Source organism: Sphingobacterium thermophilum, assembly GCF_039541675.1.
In the GTDB taxonomy this organism is placed as follows: Bacteria; Bacteroidota; Bacteroidia; order Sphingobacteriales; family Sphingobacteriaceae; genus Sphingobacterium; species Sphingobacterium thermophilum.
In genome coordinates this window covers 252316-275521 of record NZ_BAABGR010000015.1, presented here as the reverse complement: position 1 = coordinate 275521, position 23206 = coordinate 252316, and the positions used below count along the sequence as shown (strand labels likewise).

Here is a 23206-nt window from a genome sequence, read left to right as displayed (position 1 = left end):
AACGATTCATTAAACATTAAGATCTCCAAAACCATTTCTTATTAGTAGCTATGTTGGTGATGAGCAACATCAAAAACATGAACACCAGCGTACGTATCAACCCGAGATAAGGACTCTGCGCCGATAGACTATCCAAAAACGGTAATATTTGCATTAATCCTAAAAGAGGTGTTATGCAAAAGGCAGTCACGCAATAAGCCAACATCGGGTTTTGACCACACTTTACCAACGATGTCACCGCCAGATTCTTCGTGTGCTCTTTAGTAAGGTAATCGCATACCACATAAAAGGCAAAAGCAAGACCACTGGTCAAGAACCAATAGGAGAAAGAAGAAGGATCCTTTTTGATTCCTCCATCCAGCGGCTCGAAACACAGTCCTATGCTAGCCAGAGCCAATCCCCAGCCTAATAACACACGGTAAAAGCCGATTTGTCCCTCTTTTCGGTTCCGGAAAAACAACAGGTAGAGTCCCACAAAAATAAAATGTCCCAAAAGATTTAACGCTAGCTCTCTCATATAGAGCGTCACCACATGAAATACCACCCAGATAAAAGATACTGCTGCCACCCATGCTGCTGCTCTTCTTTCTTTATCCTCATACAATTTATTGGTAATATCCTTATATTGAAGAACCAAATCTCCTAATATAGATCCCGGTAAGACGATACAGAGGTATTTCAGGAAAGAGAAATTGTAAAACCAATGGAGTTTAGGGTGAAAGTTCCATATATAAGATGTCCAGCTGCCCTCTATAGAACGGGTAAGCCAAACGCCTATAAATCCCACCAGAATAGCTATTCGCAAATAGAAATTCCTTGCTGTCAACAACCAACATAACGACCCAAAGACAGCCATATTGGCCAACACAAGAATTATGATGTTGTTTTTACTTTTATCGAAAGTATTACCTTGCACTTCGCTATGGTAATATGTCAAACCGGCTATGACCAAAAAACCTATAGCCTGCAAACAGTATCGTCGAAGAGGGCTGCCTTCAAAGCGCATAAACACCAAGAAATAAGCCAGAAAGGTGACAAGCGAAGTAAGATAATTGACCCATGGCTGAGCCGTCAGATTTCCCGGCGTCAAATATGCCAGCGTGATAGCAAAGAATACTAGCAGCAGACCACGACGCAGAACACCTTGCAGGATAGTGACATAAGCTCTATCATTCAATTTACTATGCAGTGCAAAAGGAAAAGCTGCTCCCATGGCAAACAAGAAAAACGGAAACACCAAATCCACCCAAGTAATTCCCGGATTATTGGGATTGAACGTAAAGTCTGGCGGCCCCACCTGAGCATGATACATCCATCCCGGGAAAACAGCACTCCAAGGAATTACCGCTGCCAGCACCATCCCGAAGATGGCCAAGCCACGGAGCAAATCTATGCTCAAGTTTCTATATTTAATCATATATATCTTTTTAGTTAATCATCCCTCTAATTTCTATTTTCTCCCCTCCCTTTCCCATCTCCTCCTTTTCTTGTCTAATATCAAAATATGCTTGGTCTGGACATCGCATATCGGTATATCTACCCTTATGCATCGGTAATCTGACTCTAACACCCTCAAGGTCTCGGAACAAATTAGTATAAAGCCAATGTGCCCCCTTCACAATAGTCCTAGTCGGCTGCACATCTTTACCCTCATTTCTTACTTGATCTATAGCATTAACTCTCTTAAACCTCCCTATTTCATTTAATTTATATCCCTCACAATCAAACACCTCTTCATAATACTTTCCTTCCCCACTTATTACCATTCTCAATTTTTTGTCTTCTATAATCTCTACAGACATATAAACTTTTTCACCCGGATACCAGTAATATTCTTTTTGGGCTGGAGCATAATGCCATAAACTCATTTGACCTGAAGAATGAGCAGCTCTCCTAAAAAAGGGTCGAAAGGCTAAACGCTGTTGAGAAACTGAGCCATCTTCATATTTTATAACTTCCCAGGTCAATCCAATATCTGTTTCCTGACCATCCATGTCTCCTCCCATATATACCGAAGGATTATCTAAATACTGACCAATTTTTTGCGAATTCTTTCTGCTTTCGTCGAATTCCATAAAGGGTAAAATAACTTCCCCTTCTATGCCCTTCCAATAATCTCTACTACTTACGACCTTACGATAATAAGCCCCCAAAAAACAGTTTTGTTGCAAGGCGGGTCTTACTTCATCTTTCAAATAAAATTCTGCATCCTTATGGTTACTCGAAAGCTTAGAAGATGATACGCAACCGTTTAAAAGAATGCCCAAAAACACTATTAGTCTGAATTTCATATAGAAAGCAACTACAAATCTATAGGAACAAATACCAACGGCGTCGGCAAACATGAAGCTCCAGGTGGAGAGTAGATAAACTCTATCTCCTGAATTTCTTTTGTCGGATCGGGCTTGTATACTTCAATTAAAATAGCTTCTGGAGCAGCTCTTGTTACCAATACATCCGAAGGCAGCTGCCTTACCACCGACTGCCCTTGACTACCCTTCAGCTCCATAGTAAGTCCCATGCCACCACACCATTTGTTGTCGGCAGAACGGGAGTTCCACGTAATCAGAGCCAAACCTTTACCGTCCGTGCTCTTCCATCTAATCTTTGTCTTATACATGACGCCATAGTTGCCGGCATTCTGGGCAAACTCTTTCTTCGGACCTATTGTTCCCGTTATCCATGGGTCGTCATTACCGTCAGCAATGATAAGCTGCTTAACTCCGTGACGGGTATCTAGCGTATCCAACGCCTGAACAGTATAGTTGGAAACCCCAAAAAGACCACGACCGGCATTTTCATGACTATGAGGAATCAAGGTTTTTATCGTAGGAAAAACATCAGGCCCATAGTTTTCTGGTGCTGTCTGTAGGATGCTAATCTGTGCTGGTTGATCCACCACAAACTCATAAAATCCATGCACCAGTTGATCGTATTCTACCACATTTTTTTCCAGAAGCTCATCTATAGCGATAACCTCTCCCGGATTAACCTTACGCACATCATTCTCAACATTGGATTTAAAGAAATCTTCAAGGCCCTTTTTTCCTATCTGGAAGTAATTTGTAGAAGGTTTCTGCGATGAGTATTTAAGCATCCTGAAAGTCAACGGCTCCGCACCCATATTTTTGAGCACAGCTGTAATCTTTCTTTTCATCTGTTGAGGCTCTTTGACCCCATTGACATTATATACATATAATCGTACCGCTCCAGGATTAACCTCCTCTTGCAGAACTATGGCTTCTGGCACTCGTATATATTCCGGATCATCGGAGATAATAAATTGAGGACCTGGTGCCACTACCTTATCGTATCTTATCTTCGGAAAATCTACCGTCAGAAAACTATCCAGTCGCGCAATACTGCCCACTTTCGTTTCTTTTAAGGTTTTGAGGTTTGATGAAGATAATTGATATGCCTTCGTTGTCTGTGCTTTAAGATTTTGTAGTCCCGTACATAGGAGGCCTGCCATCAGCAGCCCCGACAGTAAATGTGTTCTTCTCATTCTATGATTATAGGTTTAGCTATGAAAATTAATTTCTAGTCTCTACTAAATTTCCCTTAAAATCTACGTCACGCTCAAAAACTTTCAGAATATCTTCGATCAGAACGGCAGTCCAACGACGATTTAACGTAGTCTCTGCAGTTACTTGTCCGACAAATCCATATTTTGTAAGAACCTGCGCTATTTTCTCCGTATCGACCGCAACATCAATCGACTTGAGAATATTAATTGCCCCTTGCACAGTCAAGGGCTCTCCCGAGGCCTCCCATTTATTGGCCAAAACAGGAAAGTATAAACGCAACCCTTGAACAAGTTCATACTCACTGATTTCTCTTTCCGGATAAAACCACGTTTGGTTTGCCCATTTATAGGGAACACCGTAGCCTTTTAATATACCTGTTGCACCCACTTTATGCAAAATCTCGAAATGTGGATCTGCAAGCTGCACGTCAATAAATGGCATGATAAAGACCTTATGTTTTAGGAGTACAGCCTGCACTTCCCGGATAGACACTTCAGAAGGCTTTTTTCCCTGCTTTATTGCTAAGGCAGCCAAGGCCCCTGATGCCTGACCAATGCCCAACACCACTGGCTGAAGGCGTGTCGCTCCATTCACGATGTTGGTAACACCAATACTTTTCTCCGCGACGATTAAATCTTCAAAATTCTCCGGAAGAAGGACCCCCATAGGAACATTGTAAGAAGGCACTCTAATCTTCACAAAATCTATTTCAGGCGCATTTCCGTATTTATAGTGATGATGATCTATCGTGTAGTCTCCTACCGCAATACCTGTTCTATAGTACTTTTCCGGAGTGTCGTAAGGTGTCATCACATGTTGAAGCGCAAACAAAGCTTTGGCTTTGAGTCTTCTCGACTCCCTATGATAAGGAATCATAGGAAATCCATCTTTGGTAGGATATTGATCGTAATCTATTCCTAGATTTTTGAAACCAAGTTCATGCTGGATATAGTACACGAAGCGCAAAGTCATCTGCTTAGCTTCTTCCAGCAACTTGGCCCTCTCCTCCGGAGTTTTTTCTATGATATTCAGATAAATATCGTTACCTTTCTTAGGCCAGTTAATCATAAATCTTCCATTGGGAAGACGACCATAGGTAACCATTTTGAAACAGTCGTTGTTATCCTTGTTAAAAGTGGCAGGGTCGGAAATATCACAACATCCTGCAAATTCTTCTTTATTATATCCTTTAGGCTTTTTTATTGTTTTATCCGCACCAGGACCAAAGTCGCGCAATGTAATGACATAAGTCAAATCCTGCACGATATCGTTTCCTTGTTCCAGAGCAAACTTTTCCTTGGTAAGCTCACGACTATCCATGCCCAAATAATAGGGAACCTTCAAATATGCCATCACATCCCCCAATTCTGTAGCATCTATGAGCAGCTTACCTTCTATCGTAGCAGATTTGCCCGTCTTTAAATCGGTAACATGCACTATCCAACCTGAATCTGTCTTGGCAACAGACTTCCATCGGGTATTAAACAACACAGAGATATGAGGTTCCGCAGAAACCATTTCTTGTAAAATCCTAGCGCCCACCTTAGGCTCAAACAAGGTGTTGCTCACCCATCCTGTTTCTACAGCCTTTGGTCCACCATAATGAGCATAAAGCTTTTCCCTGAACTCACCCCATAGGCCCGAAGGAAGACGGTGATTTCCATCAATGGCTGACACGCCAGCAGCGGTCAACATGCCTCCCAACCAAGGAGTTTCCTCTATGATTATACTACGCACCCCTAGACGGGAAGACTGGATAGCCGCTGTAGTGCCACTGGCTCCTCCTCCCACAATGATAAGATCTGTCTTAAGCTGCCCCCAAGCCCAAGAACTTATTAATAAAAGTACAACTATGATACAGGCTGAATATCGCATAACAAGAGATTTATCTATTGACCTTTATAATTAAAAATAGACGTCTTTTCGCTTCTTTCAGAATCAAACTTAAAAAACCAACTACTAATTTAAAAATTATAAAATATAAATCAATAAGTTTTTAAATTTTTTTATTATATATAAAACAACAATCCTTCACAAATCTTTCCTCTAATGAAAAAATTTTACAGAAAAAACTATTCCTCTTCAGGCTTCCGAAGCGGCACAAACCACGACACCAAGAATGCTGGAATAGTCGATATCAACACCCAGATAAAGAACATTTTGTATCCCATCCAATCACTTAAGCCGCCACTAATCATAGACGGCAGCATAAAGCCCAGATTCACAATACCGCTTCCGAAGGCATAATGCGCCATCTTATATTTTCCGGGAGCTATATTTTGCATGGTAAATAGAATAATCCCCACGAAACCAAAGCCATACCCAAAATATTCCACCACTACTGCCGAAGCTATAAGTACCAGATTTGTGGGCACAAAAAAGGCTAGCAAAGCATAAGCAGCAAAAGGCACGTTAAAAAAAGCACACAAAGTCATCAGTGTCTTGCGTGTCAATCCTCTTTTAGCAACGAAATTTCCCGCCAAAATAGACCCAAGCACGAAAGCTATCGCACCAAACACACCATACAACATTCCTATTTCAGAAGTACTCAAACCCAATCCGCCTTCTACTCGTTCGGCCTTGAAGAAAAGTGGAACAATCTTTATAGCTTGACCTTCAGCAAAACGATAAAAAACAATAAAAAGTAAGCTAAACCAGATATTTTTCTTCTGAAAGAAGGTTATTATCACATCCTTAAGTGTCGCCATCCCCTCTTTTAGTGAAGTAGGTTTCACCTCCTGTTGTGATGAAGGCAAAGCACGGGAATTATACAAGCCTAACACCACCATCAAAATTCCATAGCAGAACATAACTACCATCCAGGCATTGGCAATACCTATTTTCTGTTCCAGCAGGCCTGCCAGATATACCAGCACGCCACCCGAAAATACCTTGGCTATATTGTAAAATGCTCCTTGCCACCCCACATATTTAGCTTGGTTTGTCGCATCTAACTCATTGAGATACACTCCATCAGCCGCAGTATCATGAGTAGAAGCACTCAACGCTATAATAGTCAGAATGGCAATACTGAAGCTGAAATATGAATCAAGCTGTAAAGTCAATCCAACTAGTCCAAACAAGATCCCCGTAAATATCTGCGTGACATAAACGAAAAACTTTTTAGTTTTATACAACTCCAAAAAGGGTCCCCACAGTGGCTTCAACGTCCAAGGCAGCATAATCAACGAAGTCCAAAATGCTATCTGTGTATCCGAAACGCCTAGATTCTTGTACATAATCGTACTTGCACTGGACAAAGCCACAAAAGGAAGTCCCATAGCAAACCACGTGGTAGGAATCCACGACAGAGGATGTCTGGTTTTATACGAATTGTTTTTCACCTTATAAATAAGTTAAAGTAGATAGTTTACAAATTAGGTTTTAAACTCAAAATAATTTAGATTTACTATAAATTAGTCAGCAACTCTTTTTCTGTTCCAATTATATTTAAAAATTTTATTTTATCAAAACTTTATTAATAAATATATTTAAAATAATATCCGAAATATATTTGGTATTTTTACCGAAACTTTAGCTTAACGTAGTATGACGTCAAATTTCTTTAAAGATTTACATGAGGCAAATAAAAATGGTGTAGCCTACAAAAACATTAAACTGAAGAAAAAGATTCTTGCCCATTTTGCAACGCATGAAACAGCTACCATAGCGGAACTAAGTAAAACATTCAATATAAGCATCCCCAAAATCAATGAGTCTATCAGCGAACTTATGCAGGATAAGCTCGTAAAAGATTATGGGAAGACCACTTCTACTGTAGGTAGAAAGCCAAATACCTACGGTCTGGAAGCCAACTCTGCCTATTTCGTAGGTGTACAGGTCGCTAATGACCACCTTAGCATATGCCTCATTAACATGAAAAAGGACATCTTATCGAAAAATGATAATATCCCTTTTCTGTTGGAGAACAACGAACAATCTTTGTTAAGCATCTGTAAGGAAATAACAACCTTTATCGAAAAACATCATATCAACAAAGCCAAGATTCTCGGCGTAGGAATCAATTTGACAGGACGTATCAACTATCGTACAGGCTATTCGTACAGTTATTTCAACTTTTATGAGGATCCGCTATCGAATTTCTTCGAGCAGCACATCGGCATCCCTACATTTTTGGAAAATGACACCAAAGCTTTGGCTTACGCCGAATTTTCTAGCGGAATTCTTAAAGAAGCCAAAGACGCCCTGTTTATCAATGTGGACAACGGTATAGGTCTGGGTATCCTTATAGACAACAAACTGTATTATGGAAAATCAGGATTTTCTGGTGAATTCGGGCATATCCCTATTTTCGACAACGACATCATATGTAAATGCGGCAAGAAAGGTTGTCTAGAAACAGAAGCTTCAGGCTATGCCCTTCGCAGAAAAGTCATTGAAGAAATCAAAAAGGGCGCAACAAGCACCTTAACAAAGAAATTTCCTGACATCAACGACGTAAAGCTAAGTGACATCATCCACGCTGCCAAAAAGGATGACAACCTATGTATTGAAGCTATCAACTACATTGGAGACCGTCTGGGGAGAGGTGTTGCTGCCTTGATAAATATCTTTAACCCTGAGCTTATCATCGTAGGCGGCGTGGTAGCCAAATCCGATGAATACCTAAGCTTGCCATTGAAAAATGCTATCAACAAATATTCCCTTTCGACAGTAAATCGCGACACCAAAATCATCATATCTAACCATACGGATGATTTAGCAGCCTACGGTGCATGTCTGCTATTACGCGACAGATTGTTGGAAGTAACCGAATGATCAACGGATTATAGCATCGCCATTTTGACTGCGCTTAACCCAAAATGGTGATGCATACTTATCCCACAACACCGCAAACTCATATTTGCTGATTAGCCTTTCGGGATTGTAATCTTGTTCAAAACCAAACTCCTTTTTCCACTTCTGCTCTATTTCCTTATCCAGTTCATCCCCACGAAAAGCGGCAAACTTCAGAAGACTTATCGTACTTTTTAATGTAAGATATTCTGGATTGTGGTCTACAAACCAAAGTTGTGTGCGTGAAAACAATCGCTTAAGCTCTTCTTTTACATCCGCCAGTTTTACAGAATCTTGCCCATTGAAATAAAGCTTTCCTTCCTTCTGGTTCAATGGCAAAATACCGGTCAAGAATATCCTTTGAAGAGAAGAGTAATGTTTGTCCTCTACACTAATATCCACACAAGGGAGCAGGCGGCTTCTGTACATTAACAATTCATTCTGCAGTACTCTCAGATCAATTTTATCCGTTGAAGTCTTGAAAAATGCACAATACGATACTACAGCTCCTACTGTCTGCCCCAAAGCTACACGATAAGGCAGGTTGTAGCCTTCTTTAGCCTTCAACACAAAAAGATTATTTTCTGCCGGAACAACTTCGTGTAGGTATGCCACTTCTATTTCTCCTTGATCCTCCCCTACAAATATTAGCGCCCTTGACTGCGGAAGAGACAATACCGTTGACCGCAGTACTTTGACATTGTCGTCCGCTTTGACATTGGCCATACGACACAACTTACTCTCTTTGCTTGCGTCGAGCACATATTTCACCTGAAAGCTTTGCTTATTGGTAAGCTTGATCTCCCAAGATTTAGAAGATTCAGAGACTTTTTCGATGTCCTGCTGGTGGATGACTGTCAACAGCTCCTTTTTTGCTGGTTGCATAGATGACAACCGCATAAGATCTCTCTTGAAAGTACTATCCCTACGCAGGGCCTCTATGCCCTCATATACGGAGGTCTTTCTTAAGATATACTTCCAAGCTCCACCGTCCAGCATCAGGTCGGATTGTACGGATTCACTAGCTGTCGATAGACTTTTACGCCAAGTAGAAGAATTGTCCACCCAGACTGTCGGCACACCGGAAATTGCAGCCTGAGCAGCAGCCATATAGGCTTCTACAGACCCACCATACACCAGCAATACTGGCTTAGGAGACTTACCTCCTGCAACACAAACACATATATTGAACAGTATTAATAGGATACTGGTCAGGATGATTCTTCGATTTCGCATACCTCTAATTTATAAACAATTTCAATTCGATGGTTTTTATCAATTTATTTTTATTCAACTATCTGCTTTTTATCGCATTAATGAGTAACTTTGTCCTTATGATTGAGGAAGAAAAAGAAGAAAAATCGTTAAATTTTATTGAAGAAATCATCGAAGAAGATATTCGAACAGGAAAACATGGCGGTCGAGTATTGACGAGATTTCCTCCAGAGCCTAATGGCTACCTCCATATAGGCCATGCTAAGTCTATCTGCCTTAATTTCGGCTTGGCACAAAAATACAACGGAAAAACCAACCTCCGCTTTGATGACACCAACCCTGTGACAGAAGATACAGAATATGTGGAAAGCATCAAAAACGATATCAAATGGTTGGGCTTCCAATGGGCTGAAGAATTATATACCTCGGATTATTTCGAGACATTATACGAATACGCTGTCAAATTAATCAAAAAAGGATTAGCATATGTGGACGACAGCACACCGGAAGAGATTGCCGCAGCGAAAGGCTCTCCTACCGAACCAGGCATCCCTACTCCTTACCGCGACCGCTCCATCGAAGAGAATTTAAAACTCTTTCAAGAGATGCGTGAAGGTAAGTATAAGGATGGAGAGAAGGTGCTCCGCGCAAAAATTGATTTGGCCAGTCCAAACATGCACATGCGTGACCCTATTCTTTACCGTATCAAGCACGCACATCACCACCGCACAGGCGACAAGTGGTGCATCTATCCAATGTACGACTTTGCTCACGGCCAATCCGATTCTATCGAGAAGATAACCCATTCAATCTGTACCTTGGAGTTTGTACCGCACCGCCAGCTATACGACTGGTTGATCGAACAACTGGAAATTTTTCCATCCAAGCAATATGAATTTGCCCGACTCAACCTCAGCTATACGGTGATGAGTAAACGGAAGTTGCTACAGCTTGTCAACGAAAAATATGTAGAAGGCTGGGATGACCCTCGCATGCCTACAATTTCAGGACTACGCCGCCGTGGTTATACGCCAGAAAGTATACGCAATTTCTGTGAGCGCATAGGTATCCAAAAGCGTGAAAACATGATTGACGTCAGCTTGTTGGAATTCTGCATCCGTGAAGACCTGAACAAGACAGCATGGCGTCGTATGGCCGTTTTGGATCCGATAAAACTGATTATCACCAACTATCCGGAAGGTCAGGTAGAAGAACTTATCGGCGAAAATAATCCCGAGGTGGAAGGCGGAGACGGCTCTCGTATCATTCCTTTCTCTAAAGAGCTATGGATAGAACGCGAAGATTTTATGGAAAATCCTCCAAAAAAATTCTTCCGTCTAGGTCCTGGACTTTCTGTACGTCTTAAACATGCTTATATTGTAGAATGCCACGACTTCAAGAAGGACGAAAACGGCAAAGTGACCGAAGTATACTGTACATATGTACCGAATTCTAAATCAGGTGAAGATACTTCAGGACTAAAAGTTAAAGGAACCATCCACTGGGTATCTACAGATCACGCCAAAGAAGCTGAAGTAAGACTGTATGACAGATTGTTTAACGTGGAAAATCCTGCTGCAGAAGAAGACTTCCGAAAAGTGTTGAATCCGGAAAGCTTGAAGGTAGTTCCTAAAGCCTACATCGAACCGGACTTAGCCAATGCGGTAGCAGGAAAAGGTTATCAATTTATCCGTCTTGGATATTTTAACCTAGACACCTCTTCTACTGCAGAAAAACTAGTGTTCAACCGAACAGTGACCCTAAAGGATTCTTGGGCCAAAGAAGTCAAAAAAGGATCATAACATATAAAAAGGAGGTCAATGACCTCCTTTTGCTTTTCTTTTGCTTTTCCTAACCTCTCCTTTTTCATTTCCAAAATAACAAACATCATTCTTGCTTATAAAAACAAGTTGTCTAAACTATTATTAATACTGACATAAATCACTTGTAAAAATACGATTGCCTCCTACATTTGGTTGTACAAACAACTAAATTAATTGATATGAAAAAGGCAATATTATCTATCGTAACAGGATTAATTTTCTCATTAGGGTTTGCTCAAGCTCAGGAAAACCAAGAATATGATAAATGGCAGATTCGTCTTCGAGGAGTAGGTGTTGTACCCGTGGAGAACGCAGAAATTTCGACCATCGGAGGCAATGTGTCTGTATCTAGCACATTTATTCCGGAATTAGACATCACTTATTTCTTTTCGAAAAATGTTGCGGCCGAACTGATTTTAGGAACAACAAAGCATAATGTTCATACTACCAACTCCGATCTTTCGGCTATCGGCGGTGCTGCCAATGCCAATGTAGACTTAGGAGATGTGTGGCTGCTGCCTCCTACCCTTACTTTGCAATACCACTTCCGTCCTAACAAGGTATGGAAGCCATATGTAGGCGCAGGTGTAAACTATACAATCTTCTACAATCCGGATGCCGGAAATACCGTAAAAGATATCAGCTATGATAACACCTTCGGCTTTGCCATGCAACTAGGTACCGATATCAACATTTCCAAAAATATTTTCTTAAATCTTGATGTGAAAAACATCCTATTAAAGACAGACGTAAACGTAGATGCTTCCAATCTAGCCGCTGGACTACACATTCCTGCAAAAGTGGATATCAATCCTTTCTTACTAGGATTCGGTGTGGGAATAAAATTCTAACACGCTCTCCGCTATCAATGGAAAGAGGGGATTTTCTGAAGAAATCCCCTCTTATTATGCTAATTGTTCTACAATCTTTTTCGTTGGCCCCGGATTACTCATCGTGTAGAAGTGCAATACAGGTACTCCAAAGTCGATAAGCTCCTTACACATATTTACCATCCATTCTGTACTTACTTTCTGTACGTCGGCATTCGTTTTACATTCTTCGATAGCGCTACTGAGTTCTTCCGGAATATCTAGATGGAAGATTTTTGGCAAGGAAATCAGTTGTTTCTTATTGGTCAAAGGTTTCAGCCCCGGAATGATAGGAACATCAATACCGTTGTCACGACATTTTATCACAAACTCCTTGTATCTATCGATGTTATAAAACATTTGGGTTACGATGAAGTTGGCGCCCATTTCCACCTTTTTCTTCAACCATTTGAAATCGGTATTGAAGTTGGGAGCTTCGAAATGCTTTTCCGGATAGCCAGCCACTCCTATACAGAAGTTCGTTTTCGATCCTTCTATATCTTCATGCAAGTATTTGCCGTTGTTCATATCTACGACCTGTGCCAGTAGTTCCGTAGCATAGGCGTGCCCTCCAGGAGTAGGAATAAAATCAGGATCACCCTTGCGGGCATCACCACGTAAAACCAACACATTGTCTATCCCCAGAAAGTCCAAATCTATGAGTGCATTTTCGGTTTCTTCCTTGGTGAAACCACCACATATCAGGTGAGGCACGGCATCCACCTTATATTTATTCATGATAGCAGCACATATAGCTACCGTTCCCGGCCGCTTACGATAGGCTACGCGCTCTAGAAGCCCATTAGGGTGCTGCTTATACAGATAGTCTTCTCTATGGTATGTAACATCAATAAACGGAGGGTTAAACTCCATTAGTTCATCCATTGTATTAAAAATACTTTGGATGCCTTGACCTTTGGCCGGAGGCAACAGCTCAAAAGAGAACAAAGTTTTTCCCTTTGCATTCTTGATATGGTCTATAATTTTCATGTTGTTATTTCAGTTTAGGCTTAGAGAAAAGACTAAGAGATGGGCTTTTCACTGACTTATCTTTCCCACAAGGGGTAGAATGTAGCACCTTGACCTCCGTCAGGTTGCTAAGGCTTCACTGGGTCTATTCCCTCCGCCTTTCTCTATAAGCCCCGCTAATATCGCGAATAGAATGATAACAACAAAATTTATCTACAATTTAGTCTACAATCCTGCTATACTATTACGCTATTTTTGTTACTATAGACTTATAAAATAAAAAGGAAGAACGGTATGCTCTTCCTATTATTCCTTATACAAATCGACTAATCCCTCCGGTAAATCTACCTCTATAATTTCTTCCTCCACATCGATATCCAGTATCAAATCTTCCGAAAGAGGGAACATCAATTCTTTACCATCTATATCCACTGTGGCCACAAACTGCTGTGGAAATTCTTGCACGTCGGTAATTTCTCCCAACTCGCCATGTTGCTCGTCGATGACCAAAAAGCCTATCAGGTCCGTATAACGGAAGTCGTCGGGATCTCGCTCCGGTAGCTTATCCTTCGGAAGGTACATCTTACGATGCACCAAAGGCTGGGCCTTATCTATATGGTCTATATCTTCGAAAAATGCATAACCCGTACTGTTGTTGTGTAACTTGATACTTTGTACAAAATAAGGAACCAGTTTCTTGTTTACTTCCAAAAATATCACGTCCAAGTCCAGCTCGTCGTACGCATCAAACTCAAAGTACAGCTGCACTTCCCCTTTCAGGCCACGCGTCTTGGATACATATCCTATATAAAAACCTTCTTCTACTGTCATTTTATGAATCTAGAAATCCCAAAAATAGCAAAAAAAGCCGATTCATTTGATGAATCGGCTCTTCCGAATACTTTATGAAAGAATTATCCTTCAGTTTCTTCGTTGTTTTCTGTAGCTTCAGCAGCTTCTTCTGCAGGAGCTTCCTCCGCAGCAGGAGCATTTTTAGCAGCGATAGCCGCAGCTTTTTCAGCTTTCTTAGCAGCCTCAGCAGCAAGAGCCGCTTTTTTAGCTTCTTCTTTAGCTTTCGCTAGACTTTCTTTCGTGCCTGCGATTTTTGCTTCTTTAGCTTCTAACCAAGCAGCAAATTTTTTCTCTAAAGTAGCTTCATCAAAAGCTCCTTTTTTAACACCACCCAATAAGTGTTTTTTGTATAAAACACCTTTTGCTGATAAAATAGAGCGAGCAGTGTCAGTAGGCTGTGCACCTTTGTTCAACCAATCCAAAGCTTTGTCGAAATCCAAAACGATAGTTGCAGGATTAGTGTTAGGGTTGTACGAACCTAAACGCTCAATGAATTTACCATCACGTGGAGCACGTGAATCTGCTACTACTACATGGTAAAAAGGTTTTCCTTTTTTACCGTGTCTTTGCAATCTGATTTTAGTTGCCATTCTTTTTTAATTAATTATGTATTCAACATATCCCCCGTACTTCATGTAAGAGGGGACGCAAAGATAAAAATTTTTTGACAAAAAGAATAAATTATTCTATCAATCAACCACTTTTCTACAAAAGCTGATTATCTGACATTTATAGGGACACGGCCTCTGAGTTACTACTTTCCTAAGGAAATAACTTGCCATATTGCGCTTTTAACTGTATTTTCAATCTTCCAAATCGTATTATCACCATGACGCATGTTGCTCCTTTGAAGATTCTCAAAGCCTCCGCCGGCTCGGGAAAAACATTCAGCCTTACGTTACATTATATTACCCTGCTGTTGACCAACGAAAACAGCTATCGTGAAATTTTAGCCGTCACTTTCACCAATAAGGCTACTGCCGAAATGAAAGAACGCATCCTTCTCGTGCTGCGAGGATTGGCAGTAGGTGACACCTCCAAAAAAATTGACGATTATAGAAAACCACTTTTACAACAGAATAGCGAGTGGTCGGAAAACGTCATCCAGCAGAAAGCCTTACGTGTCTTTCGCAAGATCCTGCACGACTATAGTCATTTCACCATCAGCACTATCGATGGTTTCTCACAGAAGGTTATACGGTCATTTACCTATGAACTTAACCTCGATGCAGCATACAAAATTGAAATGAACACCAGTAAGGTCAAAGCAGACCTTACCCGTATGCTTAATGAATCTTTAGACGAAAAGCCTCAACTGCTGGAATGGATCATCGATTTTGCGGAGAAAAAGATAAACAACAACGAAAACTGGAATTACCGCAACCAGCTAAGTCAGCTGGCAGAGCTTATTTTCAGCGAAAACTTCCAAGAATTTGACGGGGCTTTAGCCTCTGCTGACACCCATCGGCTGTTCAATCTTCTGAACAACGAGATCTACGAAAAGACAAAATCCTACTTAGATAGTCTTAGCGAAGCGATAAAGGCCTTCCAAGACATGTTCAAAGCATTATTTGTGGATGCCAATGAGATGAAGAATAAGTCAAAAAACCCTCTTGTCTCGGCCAACAACACATCGTCTAAAGTCCATAAGCTTTCCAACTCCGACCTTATCAAAACGTTGGACAAATTCATCAAACTTATTGACAACAACGATGCCTTCACCGATCAGGACAAAAACATTCGCTACGACCTCAAAGAACGATTTAAGCCGATATTAGAACAGTTCGTCACACTAAAAAGCCTTCTGCCTACCTTCCTCGCCTATCAGGCCGTCCAAAGCAACTTATATTATCTGAGGTTGCTGAAGGAGATGTCGGATTTGCTAAGTCAATGGCGAAAGGAAAATAATGCTCAGCTAATCTCGGACTCTCAGATTCTGCTGAGCAGGCTGGGGCTAGATCAAAATCAAGACCCAACCTTCATATGGGAAAAGATAGGCAATCGCTACAACTATTTCCTCTTCGACGAATTTCAGGACACCTCCCGCAGCCAGTGGAAGAATTACAGTCCTCTGCTGCTCAACGCACTTAGTAATACCAAAGGACAGCTCAACGAACATCTTATCGTGGGCGACGTAAAGCAAAGTATCTATCGTTGGCGAAACGGCGACTGGCGCATCCTCCTCCAACAGGTGGAAGAACAGGTCATGAAAACCTTCCATCTGTCGGAAGAGCAGAAGAAGCATTTTATCGACATAGGCAGCCTAGACGTCAACTATAGAAGCTTGCCCAACATCATACGCTTCAACAACTACCTATATGAAACTATACCTCAACAGCTTCAGCAACTGCTCAACAAAATTGCTGATACAGAGTTGTCCGAGGAGGGATTACAGTGGTGGCATGCATCACAAAACGACACCTTGCTCCTCAGAGCCTACGACAGCTGTAGCCAGCTGATTCCATCATTCAAGGTGGGAGATGAGAATCCTCAAGGTTCTATAGAGATTGAGTACCTCACGGTAGAGAATAGTAGAAGGCGAGCCAATCAGGTAGAAGAAGAAAGTATCAACCGACTTTGTGCCAAAGTAACGGAATGGATATCTTCTGGCCGCTACAAACCTAAACAAATAGGCATTCTGGTACGAAGCAATAAACAGGTGCTGCTCGTCATACAAAAACTTATGGAGCACAAAAATGCTGCAGGACTTCAGTATGAAGTCATCTCGGGCGATGCACTATCTTTGGTCAACAACGACGCCATAAACCTGCTTATTGAAACACTGAAAGCTTTGGTGTATACCAGTGATAAGCACGTAATACATCACGCCCGGATGGCCTATCTCTATCAGATTATCCAAAATCAACAAAGTTTTGACGGGAATGAATGGCTGAAATTTAAAGATAATAACCTCCATGCTTTAGACAACATTCTTCCTACAGCCTTACTGTCGGAATGGGATACCCTGCAAGCCTTGCCGCTCATCCATCTTATCGAAAAGCTTATCGAGCTTTATGGATTCACCTCACCAAACAATGTTCACCTACCTTATCTTCTAGCCTTCAAAGATGTGGTCGGCAACTTTACTGCAAATGGAGAGCGTGGCATAAATCAATTTCTGGAATTTTGGGAAGAAGACGGACATAAAGCTGTTATCCCATCTGCCGGTAAAATCGACGCCATAGAGGTCACCACCATACACAAGTCCAAAGGCCTAGCGTACGATGTGGTGATGATCCCTTTCTGCTCATGGTCATTGGACGGCAAGCCTAACGGAGACTTCTGGATTGACACGGAGGATACCCCGTTCCACCAGCTCGGAAGAATACCTATCAAATACACCTCTTCGCTCGGTCAATCCCTTTTCTACAAGCAATATTTTGAAGAAAAACTGTTCAACTACATGGATTCACTCAATACACTCTATGTGGCGACGACAAGAGCGGTAGAACATATATATATTACAGCACCAGCCTTCGCTGAAAAAGAAGATAAGAAAGAAGGCAGAATATTGGATATTAAAAACGATCTGATTTCCGATATAGTCTATCAGGTGTTGACCAAAGAAGAATCTCCTTTCCCTTTAACAGGATATAGTCTATCTATAGATAATCCCATACCACCGAATGCACAAAAAGAGGAAGACCATGCCGGTACTTTGGCATTGACGCACTACCCTACATCACGAAAGATAGAAGAAAACCTTGAAAAGGTTAATGAGAGAAATATCAACACTATCTTACTCATGGAAAAAGCTTCCCGATACGGTATCTTGGCTCACGAAGTGATGGCTGAAGCTACCACAGAATCGGATATACCTAAAATCATCCATCGCTATATGGAAGAAGGGGTATTGGCTGCCAACGACAAAACCGAATTGGAAGAACAAATAGCAAGGATATGGCATCATCCTCTTATCAACAAATGGCTGACAGGTGGATATACCATCAAAAATGAAGCTGCCATTATTAACGATGAAGGAGAGACCCTACGACCGGACAAAGTTTTCATAGGCGAGCAGGAATCTATTATCCTAGATTTTAAATTCACCAACGACAACTATTTCAAGCATGAAAAACAAATTAAGAATTACATGAAAGCTCTTCAAAATCTAGGATATACGAACGTTCGTGGCTATCTGTTTTACGCTAAGATGGACGATCTGGTGGAGGTCAAACTATAACAATCTGAAAGGTATGAGCACAGCATTTTTGGCATTAGTAGCACAAGATATAAAGAAACGTTTCGGGCTGGAGTTGTCCGATATAGCTATTGTTTTCAACAACAAGCGTCCTATTACATATTTGAAAAAACACTTGGCCAATGAATATGGTCACGCCATCTGGTCTCCTCAGTTTTTCACTATTCAAGAATTTCTAGGGCGTGCCACCGACGATGAGCAAGCTAGTCCACTAACGCAGTTTTTCTACTTATACCAGCTGCATAACGAACTTCTCCGCGAAGAAGGAAGAGAGCCTGAAACTTTAGAAGAATTTTATCCTATAGCAGAAATCATTCTCAGCGACTTTGGACAGCTGGATTACGACCTAGTCAATGTAGACCATATATACATGGAGCTCTACGACATTGCCAAAATTGACCTAGAGTTTCAACATCTAACTCCCGAGCAGCAGGAGTTTATCCGAAAATTCTGGCAGGCATTCAGCATGCAAGGACATACGGGACTGCAGGAACGTTTTTTGAGGCTATGGAAAAGACTCCCTAAGCTGTACCGTGCTTTCAAGCAAAAGCTTAACGACAACAGACAAACCAACTATCCTACAGTATATAGAAAGCTTGCAGAAGGTATTCTCGATGCGGCCTCTTTGACAGCCCCTTTTAAAAAGGTTCTGTTTGTAGGGTTCAACGCATTAAGTGCAGCTGAAGTTAAACTGTTCAAACAATGGCAGGAAGAGGACAAAGCTCTTTTCTATTTCGATGTGGATGCCTACTACCTCGAAGACAACCAGCAGGAGGCAGGGCTTTTTATCCGTCAAAACATTTTTCATCACGGCTTGCATAATGCTTTGGGCGACACACCCAACATTATCGGATCCCGAAAGGATGACATACATGTGTATGCCGCCACTGGCAAAGTCAGCCAGACCAAACTCCTGTATGACGTACTACAAAAACATGAACAGGAAGGGAAAACGTCGGCTGTCCTTCTCGCCGACGAAACCTTGCTAGTACCTCTCTTGCAAAGTTTACCAGACATAAAAGTGAATATCACCACTGGTTTTCCGTTGACTCAGTCGCCAATTTATGGGATATTGGATTTATGGATGAACGTACACGAACGTATTTCCCATCAAAAGAAGACTAAAGTCGCCTATCAGGATATAGAAACCTTTCTCAACAACCCACTGACGAAGGTAAATCCTACCGAAAAAACAAAAAATCTTAACTTCATTGCCGAAAGACAGCTGTTAGAGGTAGCCCTCGATGATATCAGTATCAAGACCTCCGTCTTACCCAACTTTTTCCGCCCTTTGGCGTCTTCCAAAGAGGTCATCCCTACCTTGACACATATGGTGGAGCTGCTGCTTCAGTCCTTGTCATTGGATCAACATATCAAACAGATAGACGCCACCTTACTGATAGAAACTCAAAAGGTACTCAACCAGCTGCATTTAGGCTTCGAAAAAATTCCGGATCTGAGTATTCTTTTCCAGATAGGATTAATCCGCAAAGCCATTGCCCCAATAGCTTCCGCCATAGAGGGGGATCCTTTGGAAGGGTTACAAATTATGGGCTTATTGGAAAGCCGATGTCTCAATTTTGACAACATATATATCCTAGGTGCTAACGAAGGGATTCTTCCGAAAACTTCTGGCACGCCAACATTTATTCCCAACAATCTACGCAGAGCTTATGGATTACCTATCCTAGAAAATCAAGATGCTTTGTCCGCGTATCTTTTCTATCGCCATCTGCAGTACAGTTCGGAAATACATATTTTTTACAACAGCGTGGTAGATGAAAGTAGCTCTGGCGAGGAAAGTCGCTTCCTAAAGCAACTCGAATTCGAAAGTAACTTTACCTTCGTAAAAAAACAACAGCAACAGCCTGTGCTGTTCCCTCCTAAAGAAGGAGAACTAATGATCCCTAAAAAGGGCAAGGTGTGGCAAAGCATGCGCAAAAAATATATTGATGGCAAAGCCAAAATATCTGCCACCGCACTGACGACCTATCTGCATTCACCTTTGCAGTTTTTTCTAAAGCATGTGGCAGAAATCAAAGAGCCCCCTCGCATTGCACAGGAGTTCGAGATGAATTTACTGGGCACCATCATACATAATGTGATGGAAGTGATCTATAAGCCCTTCAAAGGCGTTGAAGACTTCATCTCCACCCAAATATTGTTTGAAAAAATTAAAGATATAGATAGTCTTATTCTGCTCCAGATAGCAAAGGAGTATGCTATGGAAATAAAAGAAGTGCGTGAGCTCAACAGCTTGCAACGCATACTTCATAAGATTGCATACGAATACATCAAGATGTATCTGGAATACGATATCAAGCATTTCCAATCTTTCCGTATCATCGAGTTGGAAAACGACGAAGACTATGAGATAAGTATTCCTATCCAGGTAGAAGGCAAAGAGGAAATGCTAAAAATCTACGGTATTATAGACCGAGTTGATCAGGTAGTTACCTCCGATGGGGTAGTCAAAACACGCATAGTGGACTACAAGACAGGTGCCGATTCCGTGTCCTTCACCTCCATAGAAAAAGTCTTCGGCCCCAATACAGAAAATAAAGCTATGGTACAGACTATGTTCTATGCTTATGTCTTCGAACAGAAAACAGGCATCCAGCATCTAGAACCCAATCTGTATGTAGCCCGAAAAATGAGAGAAGAAGGAACGCTATTCTCTGGAAAAAAAGGAACTGTGCTTACAGAGGAATTCCTTGTCGAACAAAAGAGCAACTTCGTACAGTTTTTAAAAAGAACATTGGAAGAACTATTCAATCCAGAAGTTCCATTTAGACATAATCCCGAAGTGCATGTATATCCTTCGGACCCGTATACCTTGTTCTACCGCAATGCTGTCAAAGAAGAAGACGACATTCAATAAAAAAGGGGAGTGTTTCTCCCCTTTTTTATTTTGATAGTAGATTATTATCTAAACTTTCTCATAGCGCGCTCAGCTCTTTTTTTAGCTGTAGTCACTTTGTAGTTGAACCATTTGTCTTTGAAAATTTTACGCATGGTATCATCAAAGTGACGTGTGATGAAGAGGTTTCTTGCGCCTTTAAGCTTTTCACTTAGCGAATTGGCTAAAGCACGTACCGAAATAGAATAGCCTTCAGTCTCGTACATAATATAATGCCACCACCCGGCTGGCATATAACAAGTCTCACCAGGGCCGATGACAGCCTCATAGCCATCAAGATATTGCAAAGCAGGATATTCATCTCTACTGCTGGTTTTCAGATTAGCTATGCTGTGAAAGTTGTATGGCAGTTTATACATCAGGTCGGACTGGTCGTTAGGGAACAACCATATACGTTTATATCCTTGAAACTGTGTGATAAACACATGCGACATATCTATGTCAAAGTGATTTCGGGTAGCGGATCCCTCTCCACCGAAAAACATAAAAGGCAGTCCTTGTAAAACTTTACCTCCAGTAACATCGTTGTAAATCACATCCTTCTTAAGTTCAGGTCTAATCTTCATCAGATTGAACAAGAAAAGACGTAGTTCGGTAGGCTCAGAACTTATTTTATCGAGGTATTGGCCGAAAGTCATTCTTCCTACCGGAGGACTTGCTGCATAGCCTTGACCTTCCTCCTCTTTACCATACACATCAATCTCAACATCTCCTGCTATTTCCTTGAAATAGTCATAGCTCCATTTTGTCCAACAAGGGCTGTCTTTCCTGATAAAATCTTTCAGAATCACTGGCTGGCTCTTATTAAGATAATTTTTCACAAAATCCTCAGGAGCTATTCCCGAGATGCTATCAACTGGTTTTAGTTTCACAAGCCTTAAGTTTTAACCTTTACTACAAACATAAAAAAAAATATTCCTACATTTTGTGTCTATTTATATTTTCTATCTATACATTATAGATAGAATATACAACACAAATCTGTAGAAATATTTTCTTTATTTCAGTGAGTTAAATCACTTTTTCAGTAAGACCATAGATCCTGCTCGAAATCCATTAATGCTTTCTTTATACGTTCAGATTCATATAAACGCTCTATATCTTCCTTGATATAGTCTTTGATTCTCAGATCTTCAGGGTTAGACTGTTTGACAATATAGCTGGAGAATATTCTCTTCACAAAAACATCATCATAGCTTAATCCTGTAGCATCATTGTTACGCGTTACGACCTCCTTATTCACGAAGACATGACGGGCTTCAGGGAAATAAATCCAGAAGGCAGGTGTGGGATCCACTTCTATCGAAGTAGTTACAGGTGCTGCAGGCTGGATGTTGTCTTCTGCTGTTTCCGTAGTTTCGGCAGTGTTAGACACCGCAAAAGGGTCGAAAGGATCTACATTACTCGGGGTTACTGATGTATTGATATCCGACAGCCCCGGAATCTGTGGCGTGATCAAAGGAGCAATACCTATGATACGCGGCTCGAACACTCCTCGCTGCTTATCAAAAATCCAGTCTTCCTTGATGCGAAACTTCACCACATTCTCTCCACTGAATTCCCTCTTCTCATAACGGGAGCTAATCACTTCGTTGTTTTCGTTATATTCTTCTACCAATACGCTATCACCGCCGAGACGGGCCATGACTTGCTCTTTAGTTAGCACATTCTTAAAGCTATCACCATTAGGGTCGTTTTTGGTTGGCGTAGGATCGTATGCCGTCAGCTCTCCATTCATGATGGCTTCCACAATGATATCAATAAGCCGCGATTTAGGAGAGGCAAACACCTGATTCATCTTGTCACGCAAGTCGATTTCGCGCCAGATACGTTTGCTGTAAGCTACATCGGTCTGGCGTATTGGTGCGAAAGGAACAACTTTTCTGTTAGCGATATCAGATTTCATCACATAACCGTCGCGTGGAGGTTCGGTGACTTTTAAGGTATCGCTATGCAAACTCTCTTCTTGGGCATTCGCCGAAAGCGAAAGTCCTATTCCTAACAGCACATATAATAAGCTCTTTTTCATAGAA

The 23206-nt window shown here is 41.3% G+C and carries 16 protein-coding genes and 1 riboswitch; of the genes, 5 read left to right on the top strand and 11 right to left on the bottom strand.

All coding sequences use genetic code 11. The features are described 5' to 3' along the window. Window positions 1-16 precede the first annotated feature (16 nt). The 5 genes from ABD873_RS07140 to ABD873_RS07120 all read right to left on the bottom strand — a co-directional run bounded on the left by ABD873_RS07140 (window position 17) and on the right by ABD873_RS07120 (window position 6871). The gene (locus ABD873_RS07140) at window positions 17-1417 is read right to left on the bottom strand and encodes a DUF5009 domain-containing protein (RefSeq protein WP_039053169.1); all 1401 of its coding nucleotides are present in this window, start codon (window positions 1415-1417) and stop codon (window positions 17-19) included. A 10-nt stretch (window positions 1418-1427) separates the two neighbouring features. Next, the gene (locus ABD873_RS07135; RefSeq protein WP_039053170.1) at window positions 1428-2291 is read right to left on the bottom strand and encodes a hypothetical protein; all 864 of its coding nucleotides are present in this window, start codon (window positions 2289-2291) and stop codon (window positions 1428-1430) included. 11 nt (window positions 2292-2302) lie between these two features. Next, window positions 2303-3505 carry a copper amine oxidase gene (locus tag ABD873_RS07130; protein WP_345066569.1) on the bottom strand — a complete coding sequence of 401 codons (1203 nt, stop codon included), beginning with the start codon at window positions 3503-3505 and terminating at the stop codon, window positions 2303-2305. Between the two features lie 28 nt (window positions 3506-3533). Further along, entirely contained in the window at window positions 3534-5402 is a 1869-nt protein-coding gene (locus ABD873_RS07125; RefSeq protein ID WP_039053171.1) for an FAD-dependent oxidoreductase, read from the bottom strand. A gap of 197 nt (window positions 5403-5599) precedes the next feature. Next, window positions 5600-6871, bottom strand: coding sequence for an MFS transporter (locus tag ABD873_RS07120; RefSeq protein ID WP_039053172.1), 1272 nt, complete (start codon window positions 6869-6871; stop codon window positions 5600-5602). Window positions 6872-7076: 205 nt separating this feature from the next. Here ABD873_RS07120 and ABD873_RS07115 point away from each other — a divergent pair, with 205 nt between their 5' ends. After that, window positions 7077-8306, top strand: a complete 1230-nt coding sequence (locus ABD873_RS07115; RefSeq protein WP_345066565.1) for an ROK family protein — start codon at window positions 7077-7079, stop codon at window positions 8304-8306. On the opposite strand, the gene ABD873_RS07110 is transcribed toward ABD873_RS07115, so the two are convergent. Continuing rightward, entirely contained in the window at window positions 8307-9560 is a 1254-nt protein-coding gene (locus ABD873_RS07110) for a hypothetical protein (RefSeq protein WP_345066562.1), read from the bottom strand. Between the two features lie 98 nt (window positions 9561-9658). On the opposite strand from ABD873_RS07110, the gene ABD873_RS07105 reads away from it, so the two are divergent. Both ABD873_RS07105 and ABD873_RS07100 read left to right on the top strand, forming a co-directional pair. After that, a complete protein-coding gene (locus tag ABD873_RS07105) occupies window positions 9659-11341 on the top strand; it encodes a glutamine--tRNA ligase/YqeY domain fusion protein (RefSeq protein WP_345066559.1) in 1683 nt (560 codons plus the stop codon). A gap of 200 nt (window positions 11342-11541) precedes the next feature. Beyond that, window positions 11542-12213: an OmpW/AlkL family protein gene (locus tag ABD873_RS07100; RefSeq protein ID WP_345066556.1), complete on the top strand. Its 672-nt coding sequence runs from the start codon at window positions 11542-11544 to the stop codon at window positions 12211-12213. 54 nt (window positions 12214-12267) lie between these two features. Here ABD873_RS07100 and metF read toward each other — a convergent pair whose 3' ends face one another. The 3 genes from metF to ABD873_RS07085 all read right to left on the bottom strand — a co-directional run bounded on the left by metF (window position 12268) and on the right by ABD873_RS07085 (window position 14642). Further along, window positions 12268-13221 carry a methylenetetrahydrofolate reductase [NAD(P)H] gene (metF, locus tag ABD873_RS07095; protein ID WP_345066553.1) on the bottom strand — a complete coding sequence of 318 codons (954 nt, stop codon included), beginning with the start codon at window positions 13219-13221 and terminating at the stop codon, window positions 12268-12270. A 53-nt stretch (window positions 13222-13274) separates the two neighbouring features. Next, a riboswitch (SAM riboswitch) is annotated at window positions 13275-13373 on the bottom strand. A gap of 133 nt (window positions 13374-13506) precedes the next feature. Continuing rightward, window positions 13507-14031 (bottom strand): ribosome maturation factor RimM, encoded by a 525-nt coding sequence (rimM, locus tag ABD873_RS07090; protein WP_345066550.1) that lies wholly within the window; start codon window positions 14029-14031, stop codon window positions 13507-13509. An 83-nt stretch (window positions 14032-14114) separates the two neighbouring features. Continuing rightward, window positions 14115-14642 (bottom strand): 30S ribosomal protein S16, encoded by a 528-nt coding sequence (locus tag ABD873_RS07085; RefSeq protein ID WP_345066547.1) that lies wholly within the window; start codon window positions 14640-14642, stop codon window positions 14115-14117. 239 nt (window positions 14643-14881) lie between these two features. On the opposite strand from ABD873_RS07085, the gene ABD873_RS07080 reads away from it, so the two are divergent. Further along, a complete protein-coding gene (locus ABD873_RS07080) occupies window positions 14882-18235 on the top strand; it encodes a UvrD-helicase domain-containing protein (protein WP_345066544.1) in 3354 nt (1117 codons plus the stop codon). 13 nt (window positions 18236-18248) lie between these two features. Then, window positions 18249-21134, top strand: a complete 2886-nt coding sequence (locus ABD873_RS07075) for a PD-(D/E)XK nuclease family protein (RefSeq protein ID WP_345066541.1) — start codon at window positions 18249-18251, stop codon at window positions 21132-21134. 44 nt (window positions 21135-21178) lie between these two features. Here ABD873_RS07075 and ABD873_RS07070 read toward each other — a convergent pair whose 3' ends face one another. Continuing rightward, window positions 21179-22045, bottom strand: a complete 867-nt coding sequence (locus ABD873_RS07070; RefSeq protein WP_345066538.1) for a cupin-like domain-containing protein — start codon at window positions 22043-22045, stop codon at window positions 21179-21181. A 152-nt stretch (window positions 22046-22197) separates the two neighbouring features. Then, window positions 22198-23202 (bottom strand): gliding motility protein GldN, encoded by a 1005-nt coding sequence (locus ABD873_RS07065; protein WP_345066536.1) that lies wholly within the window; start codon window positions 23200-23202, stop codon window positions 22198-22200. Window positions 23203-23206 lie beyond the last annotated feature (4 nt).